Source organism: Croceicoccus marinus (genome assembly GCF_001661675.2).
Classification (GTDB): Bacteria; Pseudomonadota; Alphaproteobacteria; order Sphingomonadales; family Sphingomonadaceae; genus Croceicoccus; species Croceicoccus marinus.
The window spans coordinates 288,618-304,777 of record NZ_CP019602.1 but is presented as its reverse complement, the minus strand read 5'-3'; the positions used below and the strand labels follow the sequence as shown (position 1 = coordinate 304,777).

General features: G+C 60.6%; 12 protein-coding genes. 11 read left to right on the top strand and 1 reads right to left on the bottom strand.

Annotated features, from left to right (window positions below; translation table 11 throughout):
- Positions 1-165: 165 nt before the first annotated feature.
- The 10 genes from A9D14_RS01505 (at position 166) to A9D14_RS01460 (ending at position 14,797) form a co-directional block, all read left to right on the top strand.
- Positions 166-540: a hypothetical protein gene (locus A9D14_RS01505; protein ID WP_066842357.1), complete on the top strand. Its 375-nt coding sequence runs from the start codon at positions 166-168 to the stop codon at positions 538-540.
- Entirely contained in the window at positions 537-2,357 is a 1,821-nt protein-coding gene (locus A9D14_RS01500) for a type IV secretion system DNA-binding domain-containing protein (RefSeq protein ID WP_066842355.1), read from the top strand. The genes A9D14_RS01505 and A9D14_RS01500 overlap by 4 nt, the downstream gene beginning before the upstream one ends.
- Positions 2,357-5,104, top strand: coding sequence for a MobF family relaxase (mobF, locus tag A9D14_RS01495; protein ID WP_066842353.1), 2,748 nt, complete (start codon positions 2,357-2,359; stop codon positions 5,102-5,104). The genes A9D14_RS01500 and mobF overlap by 1 nt, the downstream gene beginning before the upstream one ends.
- A 221-nt stretch (positions 5,105-5,325) precedes the next feature.
- On the top strand, positions 5,326-6,204 hold the full coding sequence (locus A9D14_RS01490) for an ArdC family protein (protein ID WP_066842351.1): 879 nt from the start codon (positions 5,326-5,328) through the stop codon (positions 6,202-6,204).
- 90 nt (positions 6,205-6,294) lie between these two features.
- Entirely contained in the window at positions 6,295-6,945 is a 651-nt protein-coding gene (locus A9D14_RS01485) for an N-6 DNA methylase (protein WP_047819586.1), read from the top strand.
- Complete coding sequence (locus A9D14_RS01480) at positions 6,942-8,522, top strand: Eco57I restriction-modification methylase domain-containing protein (protein WP_047819587.1); 1,581 nt, start codon at positions 6,942-6,944, stop codon at positions 8,520-8,522. The genes A9D14_RS01485 and A9D14_RS01480 overlap by 4 nt, the downstream gene beginning before the upstream one ends.
- A gap of 19 nt (positions 8,523-8,541) precedes the next feature.
- The gene (locus tag A9D14_RS01475) at positions 8,542-11,064 is read left to right on the top strand and encodes a GIY-YIG nuclease family protein (RefSeq protein ID WP_232468697.1); all 2,523 of its coding nucleotides are present in this window, start codon (positions 8,542-8,544) and stop codon (positions 11,062-11,064) included.
- 18 nt (positions 11,065-11,082) lie between these two features.
- Entirely contained in the window at positions 11,083-13,689 is a 2,607-nt protein-coding gene (locus tag A9D14_RS01470; RefSeq protein WP_066842350.1) for an AAA family ATPase, read from the top strand.
- Between the two features lie 539 nt (positions 13,690-14,228).
- Complete coding sequence (locus A9D14_RS01465) at positions 14,229-14,417, top strand: hypothetical protein (protein ID WP_066842348.1); 189 nt, start codon at positions 14,229-14,231, stop codon at positions 14,415-14,417.
- Positions 14,414-14,797, top strand: a complete 384-nt coding sequence (locus tag A9D14_RS01460) for a DUF3768 domain-containing protein (protein WP_066842346.1) — start codon at positions 14,414-14,416, stop codon at positions 14,795-14,797. The genes A9D14_RS01465 and A9D14_RS01460 overlap by 4 nt, the downstream gene beginning before the upstream one ends.
- Positions 14,798-14,827: 30 nt before the next feature.
- On the opposite strand, the gene A9D14_RS01455 is transcribed toward A9D14_RS01460, so the two are convergent.
- Complete coding sequence (locus A9D14_RS01455) at positions 14,828-15,643, bottom strand: HNH endonuclease (RefSeq protein WP_066842344.1); 816 nt, start codon at positions 15,641-15,643, stop codon at positions 14,828-14,830.
- Positions 15,644-15,892: 249 nt separating this feature from the next.
- Here A9D14_RS01455 and A9D14_RS01450 point away from each other — a divergent pair, with 249 nt between their 5' ends.
- Complete coding sequence (locus A9D14_RS01450; protein WP_054525419.1) at positions 15,893-16,117, top strand: hypothetical protein; 225 nt, start codon at positions 15,893-15,895, stop codon at positions 16,115-16,117.
- Positions 16,118-16,160 lie beyond the last annotated feature (43 nt).

The window sequence follows — 16,160 nt, the reverse complement described above, 5'->3', positions numbered from 1 at the left end:
TGCGTATCGGACCCGTAATTTTCATACACACCCCACGCACGTGTGCATCAAGGATTTCTGCGGTTTCTGGAGCGCGCGGATAGCGCGCTCCCTGAAACGAAGCGTTCAGACCCTCGCAATTCTGCCATTTCTGGAGCGCGCTTCGAGCGCGCGCGGGAGGTGGTGATGGCGAGCCACATAAAGCGCACCATCCGCCTCAATCCTTCGCAGGCACGGTCGCTGTCCGGCATCGCCGACCGGCGTGGATTGTCGGAGTATGCGATGCTCCTGAAGGTGATCGACGCGGGCTTCCTTTCGGTCCTTCACGGCACCGACAAGGAGACCGATCTAGCCGAACTGGCGAGCGAGATCGGATCGATCTCGGAGCGCCTCGCCGAGGTCGAAAGGGTGCTCGACCGGGCCCTGTTTACTGCATGTGCGGCCTACGCTTACGCGCGCCATGCGGCGCTGGGAACGAAGAAATCCGACGAGACAATAGCAGCCGAAGCGCGCGCCGCATTCGAGCGCCAGCGCTCGCTCGCCTTGGAGATTGAGCCATGAATTCCAACATCGATTTTGTCACCCGCGCGCACGCCTTGTGGCGGGTGCGCATGGCGCACTGGCAGCAGCGTTTTCGCTTCTTTTCCACGATCACTCTTGGTGCAGCAGCGACCGGAGCGATCATCGCCCCACAGTTCTTACTGCATGGCCCCGCGATAACGACAGCAGTGCAGTATGCGTGGGCCAACGTGCTGACCCTGCTCGGTTCCTTAGGGGGCAGCGACATAAAGATAAACATTGCGATGGAAGGCCAACGCTGGACCGTTTCCGCCGCTTGGTTTGCCTCTGAGCCGCTCTTCACCGATACCTTCTGGCAGGTCGTCAAAGTGATCGCTGGCGGTGCAACCACCGGCTTTGCCATAGGCCTGTTCACGGTCTGGGTGCTCCAGCGCACCATGTCGGCTCAGGGCAAAGATACGCTCGCCGACCGGGTCATTGGTGGAACCCGTGTGGTGGATGAAGAGGACGTCGCCGCACAAACCACTTTGCTCTGTGGCAGGGATACATTGCGCATCGGTCCGGTCCCCGTTCCGCGCCGGATCGAGACCCGCCACTTTGCCTTTCTCGGCACTACCGGTAGCGGCAAGACCACTGCACTTCGCCAGATGCTCGACGGTATTGAGAGGCGCGGCGAAGCAGCGCTGGTCTATGACACTAGCGGAGAGTTCATCGCGCACTATTACAACCCCGCGCGCGGCGACATTATCCTTAATCCCTTCGATGCGCGCTGTGCTTTCTGGACGCCCTTCGACGAGATATCGCACCCCGCCGATGCAGACCGAATAGCGCGCCAGCTTGTCTCCGAAACAAGCAGTCAGGATGACGATGTCTGGTTGGAAACCAGCCGCATTCTTGTCGCCAACATGATCCGCTCGCTCTGGGCGGAAAAGAACTGTAGCCTCGAAGCCCTGCTCGAAGCCTTGCAGGTCAAGGACAAGGAGCAGTTGAAGGAGTGGCTGGGGCACACGTCGTCCGCCCGCACTTTTGCCAACGACGCCGACCGCGCCACTGGCAGCGTGCTCTTCATGCTCGCCAAGGCGGCGAACCTGATCCAGTTCCTGAAGGTCGAAGATGAAGGGGAAGAACGCTTTGCCTTCCGAGACTTCATCGCAAAGCTGGACAAGTGCGAGGGTGCAAAGCCGTGGATCTTCGTGCCCCGCAAGGAAGACTACTTCGAAGCATCGAAGCCCCTCATGGCATGCTGGCTCGAATGCGCAGCGAGTGCGGTGCTGGGTCTGTCGCCGTCGCCAGACCGCCGCATCTGGTTCGTGCTCGACGAGCTTGCCGACCTTCCCCGCGTCGAGAACCTTGCCCGACTGCTGCCAGAGGGACGCAAGTTCGGCGCGGCCATCGTGCTCACCTTTCAAGCGCTCGGGCAGATGCGCAATCGCTACGGTGCAAACATCGCCGAGGCCATGCTCGCCTGCTGTAATACCAAGCTGTTCCTGCAAACCGTCGATCAGGAAACCCGCAAATGGGCGAGCGAGACAATCGGCCAGTGCGAGGTAGAATTGCGCGTTGCCACCGACACGCTGTCGATTGGCAGCGAAGTGCCGCGCACGACCATCGCTACCCAGCGACAATTCCGTCCCGCCGTACTTGAAAGCGAATTGCGGCTCTCTCCGCATCAGGGCTATCTGTTGCTCCCCGATGGCCTGCCGGTCGCGCGCATCGGCCTCACCGCCGATCACATCACCCGGCGTGGCGACCCTCGTCAGCCTGCCTACGTGCCAGGCGATCCGGCGGGCACGCTATGGAGCCGGGTCAGCGAGATCGTCAAAGGTGCCGAGCCCGACGCGAAGCCAGGACCCGTCTGATGGTCGCATCGGTCTCGGCGCTGTCGAGTGCCGGTCAAGCCGCGAGCTACTACGAGGCCGACGACTACTATGCCGAAGGCGGCATGGCACCATCCGAATGGTTTGGTGAGGCAGCGGAGAAGCTGGGCCTGTCAGGCGAGGTCGACCGCGAGAAGTTCGCAGAATTGCTCGAAGGCCGTATTGCTGGGCAGCAGCTTGGCACCACCCGTGATGGCAAGGTCGAACACCGGCCAGGCTGGGACATCACACTGTCCGCGCCCAAGTCGGTCTCGATCATGGCCGAGGTTGCCGGAGACAAGCGGCTGATCAAGGCCCATGGCGCAGCGGTGAAACTGGCGCTCGCCCATGTCGAGAAGCACATGGCGGCAACCCGGATCAGGCAGGACGGCGAGGTCCGGCGCGAGACGACCGGCAACCTCGCCATCGCCACCTTCCGCCATGCCACGAGCCGGGCGCAGGACCCGCAGCTGCACACCCACGGCGTGATCATTAACGGAACCCAGGACAAGGATGGCAACTGGCGCAGCCTTGAGCCGCGCGCCTTCTATCAGCTGCAAAAGGAGATCGGCGCGATCTACCGGCAGGAGTTGGCGCACGGCGTTGCCGCACTGGGTTACCGGATAGAGAAGGGCAAAGACTCGCTGTTCGAGATCGCAGGTGTGCCAGAGAAGGCCATTGATGCACTGAGCCAGCGCACCGCAGCAATCGATGCCCGGCTCGCCGAGCGGGGCACGAACCGCGAGCAAGCGAGCGCCGCCGAAAAGCAGATCGCCGCGCTCGATACGCGCGAGGTCAAGACCAATGCGGATCATCGCACCTTGCGCGCCGACTGGCGGGCGACTGCCAATGACAGCGGGTTCGACAAGGCGGCGCGAGACAAGCTGATTGCCGAGGCGAGGGAGCGGGTCAAAAGCAGCGAAGCAACCATTAGTCCCGACTTACTGGCGCGGCAGGCTGTGGCATGGGCCGCTGCCAAATTGTCTGAGCGGCAGGCAGTGTTTTCGGCCAGCACGCTGACGCGCGAGGCAGGAGACTTCGCCTTCGGCAAAGCCGGGCACGGTGCAGTCAGCGCAGCGATCGCCGAGGCCGGAGAGCGCGGCGAGCTTGTCCCACGCACCGTCCTTGACCAGCGCGGGGCGGAGTTTGCGGGGTTCACGACGCCGCAGGCCATCAAGACCGAGCGAACCATGCTGCGCCTGGAGGAAGCCGGGCGCGGCATGGCGCAATCGCTTGCAAGTCAGGTGGCAGCAGCACGAACGATCGAGCGCGCGGCGCGCCAATCGGTGCGCTATGGCTACGTCTGGACCGAAGACCAGAAACGCGCGACCGCAGACCTGCTCACTTCGCGCGACCGCATCGCTGCCGTCCAGGGCTATGCCGGTACGGCCAAGACCACCACCGTGCTTGCAACCTATGCCCGCGAAGCACGGCGTCACGGACTTGCGGTTACCGCGCTTGCGCCAACCGCATCGGCAGCAACTGTGCTGGGCGAGGCGCTCGGCCTGCGTGGCGATACCGTGGCTCGGCATTTGCTTGCGCCCGAGGCAAAAACAGCGGGCAAAGATGCCGTCTGGATTGTCGATGAAGCCTCGATGCTCGCGGCCCACGACATGGCGAAACTCATGACACGTGCTGAGAAGGTCGGAGCCCGGCTCGTGCTGGTTGGCGACGTGAAACAGCTTGGATCGGTAGGTGCGGGGGCTGCATTTGCCCAGTTGCAGCAAGCGGGGATGGCGACCGCGAAGCTGGCCGAAGTGGTCCGGCAGACCAATGCCGGGACCCGTGAAGCCGTCATGGCCTCAATCGATGGCCATGCGGGCAAGGCGCTGGCCGCGCTGGAACGGGGCGGCGGCAAGGTGATCGAAGGTGCAACGCCGGAGGCGCGCCTTGGGGCGATGGCCCGGCGCTATCTGGCCCTTTCGCCAGCAGAGCGCTCGCGAACGCTGGTCATCGAGCCATCGCGTGAAGGTCGCGACAGGCTCACCAGTATGATCCGCACAAAGCTGGCCGAGCGCGGCGAGCTTTCGCAGGAGGCCGTGCGGTTCGATGCGCTTGTGGCGAAGGGCCTGACCCGTGCCGAAGCGCGCGAGGCAGCATGCTATGCCATCGGCGATGTGGTCCGCTTTAGTCGTGACTATGCCGCCAAGGGCGTGCGCCGGGGCGAAAGCTTCGCAATTGCAGCTGTCGATCCCGAGCGCGGGCGCATTGCCCTCGAAGGTCGCGATGGACGGTCGCTGGACTGGCATCCGCGGCAATGGGGTGCAGGCAAAGCCGAAGTGTTCGAGCCGAAGCCGATGGAGCTGCGGACCGGCGACCGCTTGCAGTTCACCCGCAACGACCGCGAAGCGGGAAGGATCAATGGCCTTGGCGGGTCCGTCACCAGCATCGATACTGACCGTGGCCGGGCAACCGTGAAGCTCGCCAAAGGACGTGAGCAGAATCTCGATCTCTCCGATCCTCGCGACGCCCATCTGCGTCACGCCTATGTCCAGACAGCGCACGCCGCACAGGGTCAGACCGCCGAGCGTGTCCTGATCCACGCCGACAGCCGCTCCACCAATCTGGTCGACCAGAAGATGCTCTATGTCGCGCTTTCGCGTGCCAAAGCCGAGGCGGTGGTTGTCACAGACGATAAGGACCGGCTCGTTCGCGCGATCTATGAGCGTGCGGGCGAAAAGCAGATTGCCCTGGCCGCGAGCACTCCGGAAGCCGGAAAGTCACAGGCAATGGGTGCTGGGTTGGGCTGATCGAAAGCACCGGCGACGGCAGGCCATAGCATCCTTCGTCCTGCCGTTGGAATGAACTGCTCTTCTTCTACAGGCCGTGCCGGGCGGGATCAACAGCCTGCCCGCTCCATTCGGGCTGAGGCCCTCCCGTGTTGGCTGTTCCGCGTAACCGCTGACCCGCCCGGCCAATCCGGCCCGTCCCTTCATTCGCGTTCCCAACGATTGGACGAAGGAGTTTCACCATGGACAGCACCACAACCGCCAGCATCTACGATACGATCACCAACCAGATCATCGCCGCCCTTGAACGCGGCACGGATACTTTCTCGCTCCCTTGGCATCGCAGCACCGCGCCGCTTTCGCGCCCCACGAATGCGGCAACTGGGAAAGCCTATCGCGGCGTCAACGTACTCGCCCTTTGGGCCAGCGCCGAAGCGCAGGACTTCGGACATGGTCTCTGGGCAACCTATCGCCAGTGGCAGTCACTTGGTGCTCAGGTCCGCAAGGGCGAGAAGGCTTCGCCCATCGTGTTCTACAAGGTCTTCGACAGTCGTGATGACGATCAGGCCGAGGAAAGAGACAACTCGACCCGCATCTTCGCGCAGGCTTCGCACGTGTTCAACACCAGCCAGGTCGAAGGCTACGCCCTGCCCGAAGTGCCAGACGGAGAAGACTTCGACCCAATCCCGCACGCGGACGCTTTCGTTTCTGCCACGGGTGCCGCCGTACGCATCAACGGCGACAGCGCCCACTACACTCCCGCAACCGACACCATTACCATGCCGGACCGCGAGCGGTTCTTCGCAACGGCCAGCGGCAGCGCGGCGCAGAACTGGTACGCCACTTTGTTGCACGAGCTCGTCCATTGGTCTGGCGCTGACCACCGCCTGGCGCGGACCTTTGGCAAGCGGTTCGGTGACGATGCCTATGCCATGGAAGAGCTGGTGGCCGAGCTCGGCTCAGCCTTTCTCTGTGGCGACCTCGGTCTTTCCGCCAGTCCGCGCCCCGATCACGCCAGCTACCTCGCCACCTGGCTGAAGGTGCTCAAGGCCGACAACCGTGCGATCTTCACCGCTGCGAGCGCGGCGGCGAAGGCTGCTGAATTCTTGAGCTCGGATTAGGTCGAGCAATACGTTGAGAGAATTTGTAGTACGGTCTATCGTCTTCCAGAAACGGCAGACCGGCTGCGAACATCATTTCGAAGTATTATCATGAACCTAATCAAGTCCAAGCAGCGCGTTGCCGATCATGGAGAGGTATTCACACCGCCCTGGCTGGTGGAGAAGATGCTCGATCTTGTGAAGGGTGAGACGGAGCGGATTGATTCCCGCTTCCTTGAACCCGCCTGCGGCAGCGGCAATTTCCTTGTTCCGATCCTGCAACGCAAGCTGGCCGCCGTGGAATTCAAATTCGGCAAATCCGACTTCGAGAAGCGGCATCATGCACTGCTGGGGCTTATGTGCTGCTACGGCATTGAGTTGCTGGCCGATAATATCGCGGAATGCCGCGCGAATATGCTGGAGGTTTTCGCGGACTATCTGGCGCTGGATGCGGAAGACGATGTTTACCGTGCCGCCTCTCACGTCCTCTCGCTCAATCTCGTTCACGGCGATGCGATGACGATGCGCGCGATTGATGACGCACCGATCCGCGTGGTCGAGTGGGGCTATCTGGGCAAAGGGAAATTCCAGCGCCGCGATTTCCGGCTTGATGTCTTGACCGGCATGGCAAGTTTCAGCGCCGAAGACTCCCTGTTTTCAGCATTGGGCAAGCACGAAATTTTCACGCCTTCACAGACATATCCGCCGATGAGCGTGCGCTATCTTGCGGCGGCGAATGATGGGACGGGGACGAGCGCATGATTGAACAGGCCAGCTTTGCACTGCGCGGGCGCAACCCCGATGTGCTGACCTGCATCGCCAACCTGTCAAACGACGAGGTGTTCACGCCGCCGGAGTTCGCCAACCGGATGCTGGATACGCTGGCAGAGGCATGGGCGGCGGACAATGGTGGCGCGAGCATCTGGGCGGACAATTCGGTCAGGTTTCTGGACCCGTTCACGAAATCCGGTGTCTTCCTGCGGGAAATTGCCAAGCGGCTAATCGCTGGGCTGGAAACCGAAATCCCGGATTTGCAGACCCGCGTTGACCACATCCTGACCCAGCAGGTTTTCGGCATCGGTATCACCCGGCTGACCAGCCTGCTGGCGCGCCGCAGCCTCTATTGCTCCAAGCACGCGACCGGCGAGCATTCCGTCGCCACGGCATTTGCCAACGACGATGGCAATATCTGGTTTGAGCGCACCGAGCATTCTTGGGATGGCTCAAAATGCCAATTTTGCGGTGCTCCCCGTGCAATCTTCGATCGCGAACCGGAATTGGAAAACCATGCTTACGCCTTCATCCACACCAACGACATAAAAGCTCGCCTCGGCGAGTTGTTCGGAGCCGACATGCAGTTCGATGTAATTATTGGAAATCCGCCATATCAGATGACGGGCGGCGCAGGCGGAACAAGCGACTCTTCAATCTATCACTTGTTCGTGGAGCAGGCAGCCAAACTTGAACCGCGCTTTGTCAGCATGGTTATCCCTTCTCGTTGGATGGCTGGTGGGCGTGGAATGGATGGATTTCGGCAGTCTTTCCTTGGAGGTGGACACCTGCGGGAACTATCGGATTTCCCTGCATCGAGCGAAGTGTTTCCTGGAGTCGAGATTAAGGCCGGTGTTTGCTATTTCCTTTGGGATAGTGCGCACCAGGGCAACTGCAACGTGACCACTTTCCGAGGCGGGGAAGCACTTGGACCAGTTTCACGCAAGCTCGATGAATATGACATTTTTGTTCGTGACGGTCGTGCAATCTCGATACTGCACAAGGTCCTTGAGCGCGAGGAGCTGCCGATTAATTCGATATTGTCTCGCGATACCACATTCGGCCTAGCATCAAACTTTGACGGATACTCTGAAACCGAAAAGTCGGGGCACATACCACTTTTCTATATTCGCAGGATGAAGAGGGGTATCGGCTACGTTCCTCGCGAAGCAATATCGAAAAACGTTCATTTGATCGACCGTTGGAAGCTACTTGTTCCTGAGGCATACAATGGAGGTGATGGGCTGCCTCACCAGATTTTGGGAAAACCCCTGATCGCACCGGCCCCATCTGCCTGCACGCAGTCTTATCTCGTATTTGATGTGGCTACACCCGACGAAGCTGCAAGCATCCAGTCATATTACATGACACGATTTTTCCGGTTTCTTGTCTCACAGCGGAAAATTACCCAGCACGCTTTGAACTCAACATACGCTTGGGTGCCGATGCAGACGTGGGATCGCACTTGGACCGATGAAGTGCTCTACGAAAAATACCGAATTTCAGATGAAGAGCGCGCCTATATTGAATCTCAAGTGCGATCCATGAGCGTCGACGATGGCGAGTAAGCCTTCTATTGATCAGATATTGACCGCCAAACCCGATGCGCGCCCGCGCATCTACGCTTATTCTATCGCGGATGAAGCACATGACGGCTTGCTCAAGGTCGGCCAGACAACGCGCGACGTGAAGCAGCGGATTGCCGAGCAGTTAAAGACAGCAGCGATTGCCAACTACACCATTGAACTAGACGAACCCGGCGAGGCCGATGACGGGTCGATCATCACTGACCACGCCGTGCGCGATGCGCTCAAACGCAAGGGTTTTGCCAATCCGCAGCTTGAATGGATGCGATGCTCGCTGGCCGATGTGAAAACCGTGCTGGCCGAACTGCGCAGCGGGCAGAAATTCACCGGCACGCATCATGAGGACTTCCCGCCGCGCAAGGAGCAGTTGGAAGCGGTCGAGCAGACCTACGCCTATTATCACTCGCGCTGGCAGCAGGATGCCAATGCCGTTCCCCGCTTTCTGTGGAACGCCAAGATGCGTTTCGGGAAGACCTTCACCAGTTATCAGCTTGCCAAGAAGCTTGGCGCGAAGCGGGTCCTGGTGCTGACCTTCAAGCCCGCCGTCGAAGATGCCTGGCAGACGGATCTTGAATCCCATGTCGATTTCGACGGGTGGCAGTATCTCTCCCGCAATTCCGGGCGCGATCCCAGCCAGATCGACGGTGACAAGCCGGTGGTCTATTTCGGCTCGTTCCAGGACCTGCTGGGGCGCGACAAGGCGGGGAACATCAAGGCCCGCAACGAATGGCTCCACACGATCAACTGGGATTTGGTCGTGTTCGACGAATATCATTTCGGCGCATGGCGCGAGACGGCCAAGGAGCTTTTCGAGGGCGAGGATGCAGGCGAGGCCAAGAAGGAAGCCAAGCTGGAATATGCCGATGGTCTGGACGATGTGAACGAAGACCTTGGTGTCATGTCGGAAAGCGAAACCGACTTTCTGCCGATTACCACGCGGGCATACCTCTATCTTTCTGGCACACCCTTCAAGGCGCTGGCCACGGGCGAGTTCATCGAAGAGCAGATATTCAACTGGACCTACACGGACGAGCAGCGCGCCAAGGAAGAATTTGCCGCTCAGCATCCGGGGCAGCGCAATCCTTACGGCGCATTGCCGCAAATGCGCCTGCTGACTTACCAGATGCCGCCGGAAATTACTCACATTGCCAGCGGCGGCGAGCTGGACGAGTTTGATCTCAATGAGTTTTTCGCGGCAAACGGCACAGGCGTTCTCGCGCAGTTTAAGCACAAGGACGAGGTGCAGAAATGGCTCAACGTCATTCGCAACTCGCCAGATGCACCGCGATCATTCGACAGCATCAAGACGGGCGTTGTTCCGCCGTGGCCCTATTCGGACACGCGGCTTCTGCCTCACTTGCAGCATAGCTTCTGGTTCCTGCCTAATGTCGCCGCCTGCCATGCTATGGCGAACTTGCTGGAAGAGAAACACAACACGTTCTGGCACGATTATCAGGTGATCGTGGCCGCAGGCGCATCGGCGGGCATCGGCCTTGATGCCTTGCCGCCCGTTCGGGACAAGGTTGGCAGCGGTTTCGACACTAAGACCATCACGCTTTCCTGCGGCAAGCTGACCACCGGGGTTACGGTCAAGCAATGGTCGTCGATCCTGATGCTGCGCAATCTCCAATCGCCGGAAACATATTTTCAGGCGGCGTTCCGGGTGCAGTCGCCCTGGTCGATCAAGAATCCCAACGGGGACAATCCGAACGAGGAAGAGATCATCAAGCCGGTCTGCTTCGTGTTCGATTTCGCCCCGACTAGGGCGCTGCGGCAGTTGTCGGAATATGGCATCGGCCTTTCACCGGGGGAAGCGAACCCGGAAAACGCCGTGAAGGAACTTGTCTCGTTCCTGCCCGTGCTGGCCTATGACGGCGCGAAGATGATGCAGATCGACGCGGGCGGCATCCTCGACATTGCGATGGCGGGAACGTCCGCGACCCTGCTGGCCCGGAAATGGGAATCGGCCATGCTGGTGAACGTGGACAACGACACGTTGCGCCGCGTTCTCGAAAACCCCGAAGCGATGGCTGCTGTTGAGCGGATCGAAGGTTGGCGCGCCTTGGGCGACAACATCATCGAAACGATTATCAACAAGAGCGAGAAGATCAAGGACATCAAGGACAAGGCCAAAGCCAATGACGGGGAGCTGACCCCGAAAGAGAAGAAGGAACTGACCGCCGAGGAAAAGGAGTTCAAAACCAAGCGCAAGCTGGTTCAGGAAAAGCTGATAAAGTTCGCCACCCGCATCCCGGCCTTCATGTATCTGACCGACTTCCGCGAAAACAAGCTACAGGACGTGATTACCAAGCTGGAACCGGACCTTTTCCATGCGGTTACTGGCCTGACCGTGGCGGATTTCCACCTGTTGGTTCGCCTTCGAGTGTTCAACACCGAGCGGATGAATGAAGCGGTTTTCGCGTTCCGCCGCTACGAAGATGCCTCGCTACGCTATACCGGCATCGAGAGCCACGAAGGGCTAACGCATTATGGCCTGTATGACACCGTAGTGGCGAAGGAGTGAATGGATTTTGGGGGCTGCATGACGACCGAAGCCGAGGCGTTGGCCAATATCCTTGCATGGACCGCAGACAGCCCAGGCTGGCAACGCGATGCGTTGCGCAGGCTTGCGGCAGAGGGTAGTGTTGATGCCGCCGGGCTCGATGAGCTTGTAGCCATCTGCAAAGGCGACGGTCAGGCAGTACCGTTAGAAGCGGCACACTTGCGCGACCCCAACCGCGATCAAGGAGAAGTCTATCTGCGGCAGGTGCATGACGTGCGAAATGTTAACGCCTTGGCTCCCGATCAGAGGCTATCTCTTCACCGTGTTGGACTGACCATAATCTATGGCGATAATGGATCAGGAAAATCCGGTTACGCCCGTATCCTGAAACGCGCATGTCGGGCACGCATCTCGGGGCGTGGCGAGGAGATCATACCCGACATCTATGACGCCCAGCCCGGCACCCCGAGCGCCACCATTGAATACGCGATCAGCGGCCAGAACCGCACATGCGCATGGCAGCTTGGCCAGCCCGCCGATACGGCGTTATCCGCTGTAAGCGTTTTTGACTCCCGCACCGCCAACATCTATGTCGATGAAACCAACGACGTAGCCTACACGCCATTCCCGCTCAAGCTGCTGAGCGCCCTAGCCCAGCTTTGTAAGTCGGTGAAAGATAAGCTCGCCGCTGAGATCACCCAGCTACAGGCGCAGACGCCGCAGAGCATTAACACCCCCACATGCAGCCCCACCAGCAAAGTCGGTCAGCTTCTTGCGCGCCTTGCCGCAAATACCGATCCAGCCGCCGTGGAGGCGCTGGCGACTCTTACGCAGGCCGAACAGGACCGGCTGGCGCAACTCACCGCCGACCTCGCCGGTGATCCTGCGCGCGCTGCCCGCCAGCTTGCCGCGCTTAAAGCCAAGGTCGAAGGATATATTGCTCAGCTGGACGTACTGGTTGCTGCCATCAGTGATGATGGCGTCACCTCGCTCCGCCGACTGGCGAACGATAGTGAAGCGGCGCGGCGAGCGGCGGAGGCCGCGTCGGGCGCGTTGTTTGCAGGCGAGCCGTTACCCCATATTGGCTCCGAGGTGTGGCAATCGCTGTGGGAAAGCGCGCGGGCCTTTTCGGTTGAGGCGGCCTATCCCGAGCGGGATTTTCCCGTCACCGATGCCGGCAGCGTTTGCGTTCTGTGCCAGCAGGAACTGACCCCGCAAGCCGCCGACCGCCTCAATCGCTTCGAGAATTTCGTGCGCGACGACAGCCAGCAGCGAGCCGATGCCGCACGCGCAGCCTATGACGACGCCGTTACGGCATTCGCGGGAAGCGGACTGACTCTGGCCGAACTCACCGCCATCGTGGCGACCATCCGTGACGATTTGCGTCAGGATGCGCTGGCCACCGAAGTCAGACGTGCGGGCGTACACGCCCTCTGGCGTCATCGTCAGATCCGCCGCCGTCATGCCGACCCCACCGCCATCATCGATGCGAAACTGGTCGCTTTGCCGCCTAAGGCTTTGGTCGATCAGGTGGCGGACCTTGATGCGCGAGGCGAAGCGCTTGCGGTAGAGGCCGATTCCCCTGCGCGCGAGGCGCTGATCGCCGAGCGCACCGAGCTTGCCGATCGCCAATGGCTTAACGGCATCAAGGCAGACGTGCTGGCGCAGATCGAGCGCCTGAAACAGATCAAGGCGCTCGAAGCGGCACAGCGCGACACCGCGACCAACCGCATAACTACGAAAAGCACGGAAGTTGCGCAGGCATTGGTAACGGACGCGCTGCGCGCGCAGTTTGCGCGTGAGGTGGCGAGTTTCGAGATTGCAGGGCTTGCCGTCGAGTTGCGCCAGCAAAACAGCGTGCAGGGCGTGCCACGCTTCAAGGTTGCGCTGACTCGCAAGCCCACTGCATCGGTGGGGCAGGTCTTGAGCGAGGGCGAGCATCGATGCGTCGCCTTGGCCGCGTTCATGGCGGAACTCGCCACGACCGAGAACAAATCCGGCATCGTATTTGACGATCCTGTGTCCTCGCTCGACCACATGCACCGCGAGGCCGTTGCCAAGCGGCTGATCGCGGAAGCGGCGAACCGACAGGTCATCGTGTTCACGCACGATCTGGCTTTTCTGTTCGAGCTGGATCGAGCTGCGAAAGAGGTGGACCCTACTCCGCAGGTTGCCATAAGTTCTGTCAGTCGCGGCACCGAAAAGGCTGGTTTCTGTCGTAGTGAGCCTCCCTTCAAGGCACGGCGCGTCACCGACATTACCACAAGCCTGACCAACCAGCTCGCCAATGAACGCTATCACTTCGATCAGGGCGATCAGGACAAATGGCGTGAAACGGTAAAATCTATCGCCGGATCGCTGCGAGACACGTGGGAAATCGCGGTTGAGGAAGCGGTAAGTCACGTTCTTCGCCGTCTGTCCAACGAGGTAAAAACGCCCGGCCTCGTCAAGCTGACTGCGATCACGATCGCTGACTGTGAGACCATGCGCGATGGTTTTCAGCGGTGTTCTGAGTTGCTGCATAGCACCGCACCTGCGTTGAATCGCCCGCTTCCAAACCCAGATGCCCTTGACAGTGAAATAAACACTCTCGCCAGATGGACCGATGATTTGCGTCAACGTCAAAACGCGGCTCGATTGCCGTAAAGTGACCGACATGAGCGAACCCCTCGTTTAATCTTATCCAACAAATGGAAAGCTACCCTTCCGGGCAACCTGCTCTATCTCGCAAAGCTCGACTGAACCCGCTTTGCGGTTTCATCCCACCCGGGTGACGATCAGGAGCAGTTCGAAGCAGAGCGGGAATTCCTGGTGGACGCGCTCTGTCCCACGCATTCTGCGCTCCTGAGGGCGCGGCATTCCTGAGCTAACCCGCAGGCACTCTTGCCTCTTTCATTGCCGGAGGCCCGCTGGCGCACTGATCGCGTGCGCAGGACCTCCGTCGGCTTCGCGCCGTTGCAAGGGTGCCGATGTTCTCTGGATCGCCGGGCGATCCCTGGCGGGAACACCAAAGGCTTTGCCCTCTCGTTCCCGAAACCGGAAATAGACGCCCCCGTGTGGCGGGCTGTGCCCGCTGGCCCGCGCCAGGGCATCGATTCCGGTTTTCCCTCCCCCTCCCATCCTCGCCGGAAGGCAGGCCGCATGCCGCGTGTCGGATGCGGCTTTCAGCCGAAGGAGGGCAGAAAATGGGTGACCTGATCTTGAACTACCGCGCATGCGGAGCCGAGTGCCGCGAGGACTGGTTGCGAATGCTGGCCAATGAGAACGGTCTGCCGTTCGGAACCGTGCAGCGCTTGGCCGAGGAACTGGGCGAGCGTGAGGATTTTGGCGAGCTGGTCGAACTCTGCGAACTTGGCGGGAGGGCGGTGCAATGAGTACTGGCGCCCTTTCCCGCAGCGAGCGCATTGCGCGGCTTAATGACCGGGCGCGGCAGGCGATGGGCGTTGCATGCGTTGCTGTGGCAACCGAAGGCTTTCGAGCCTTGTCAGAGGCAGATCAGTCGCGGGTGCGCGAGCTGATCGAAACCTTCGACGCCTTCACGCCGGACAACGATCCTTACGGTGAGCGCGATTTCGGAGCGATCTATCAGGATGGCGAAGATCGCTGGACGACCACGCGACCTGCGCGGCCTGCCGAAACCGTGTTCTGGAAGATCGATGCCTACGACCGCGATTTGCATTTTGGCAGCGATGACCCGGCCAATCCTGCGGTGACCCGGCGGGTGCTCACCATCATGCTCGCCAGTGAATATTGAGGGGCGGCAGTCCGCGCGCCGCCTGACAGGTCAGGCGGCGCGTTGATCGACGAAGCAATGTTCGTTGTGCCAATCGAGAAAGGCTGGCTCGGGATCGAACCGGATTGCTGAGCGCAGAGTCGCGTCCTCGAATTGCTGGAAAAAGTCGCGCGTCTCGCGGCTCTGGCTTTCGCGCAATTGCCGCGAGACGCGAATGCGCCGTTGGCGATCGACCGTGATCAGCCCCCGATCAAAGGCGCGGTCGAGTGTCGCTGAAAGCAGCAAGCCATTGGCGGGGTTGTGCCGGTTGTCGCTGTCCTTGCCCCATGGCTTGATGTGGCTTGCGGTCAGAAGGCGGGGATCGGCGATGCCGGTGATGCAGCAGGTCTCTTCGTAATTGGCGAGCACCGCGCGGCGGAAGAAGTCTTGGCCGACACGCTGGTTCACAAGCGCCTGTGTGGTGGACTCGCCTTGATAGGTCTCGAACCGGAATTCACTGCGCTTCTCATTGAGGCGCGATGGTGCGGGCGATGGGTCGAATTGCCCGATCTGTGCAGCCCATAGGTCTTCGGCCCGCGAGACGAGACCTGTCCAATCTTGGCCGAACTCCGCATAGGCCGCGCGATCCAGCTTGGATGCGCCGTCCAGGCCCTTGCGTCCGCTGTCGGTGATCTTTGGATCAAGGCTGGCGAAGTTGCACAGCTTCATCGCGACCGAGCTATTCGTGCGCCCGAGCGCTGCGGCAAGCTCCTGGATTTCCGGATTGCCCGAGTGCAGCTTTCCGAACGGCAGCTGGAAGTAGAGATACAGCGCAAGCACCGTCTCCTCTTCGCTCCAGCGTTTCCGGGAACTGCCCTCGATTGCCATTGCGAAGGTTTGGGCGAGAGTGATCGCAGGCGCAAGTGTGGCGGTTTGCCATGTGTTTGCATGCCTTTCGATCAGGCGGGCTCGTTCTTAAGCACCCAATTGGCCGCACGCGGTCAGCCTTCAATGCCCGGCCCGCGCCGGTTTCCCCGGCCTTCGCTGGGGTCACCCGTGTTGGACATGAATCCTGCCCTTGGCCGTGCGGCCTTCCTGTTTGGTGCAACGAGCCACCAGACACGAAAGGAAATCATCATGGCACGCAGCAATACCGCACCCTCGCAGGAGACCAATCCGCCGGACTTCCTAGCCTGGCATGTCGCCAACAAGGGCGACAAGGGCTTTTGGACCCGCATCGGAGCCGCGTGGTTTCACCGCGACCGTAAAGGGCTTTCGCTGCAGCTTGAAGTGGTGCCGATCAATGGCCGGATCGTCCTGCGCACGCCGCTGGACGACGAGAAGAAGGAACCGGGAGCTTAGCGCCCGGCCTTCGGGCGGATCGACTAGGACGGACAGATAGAAG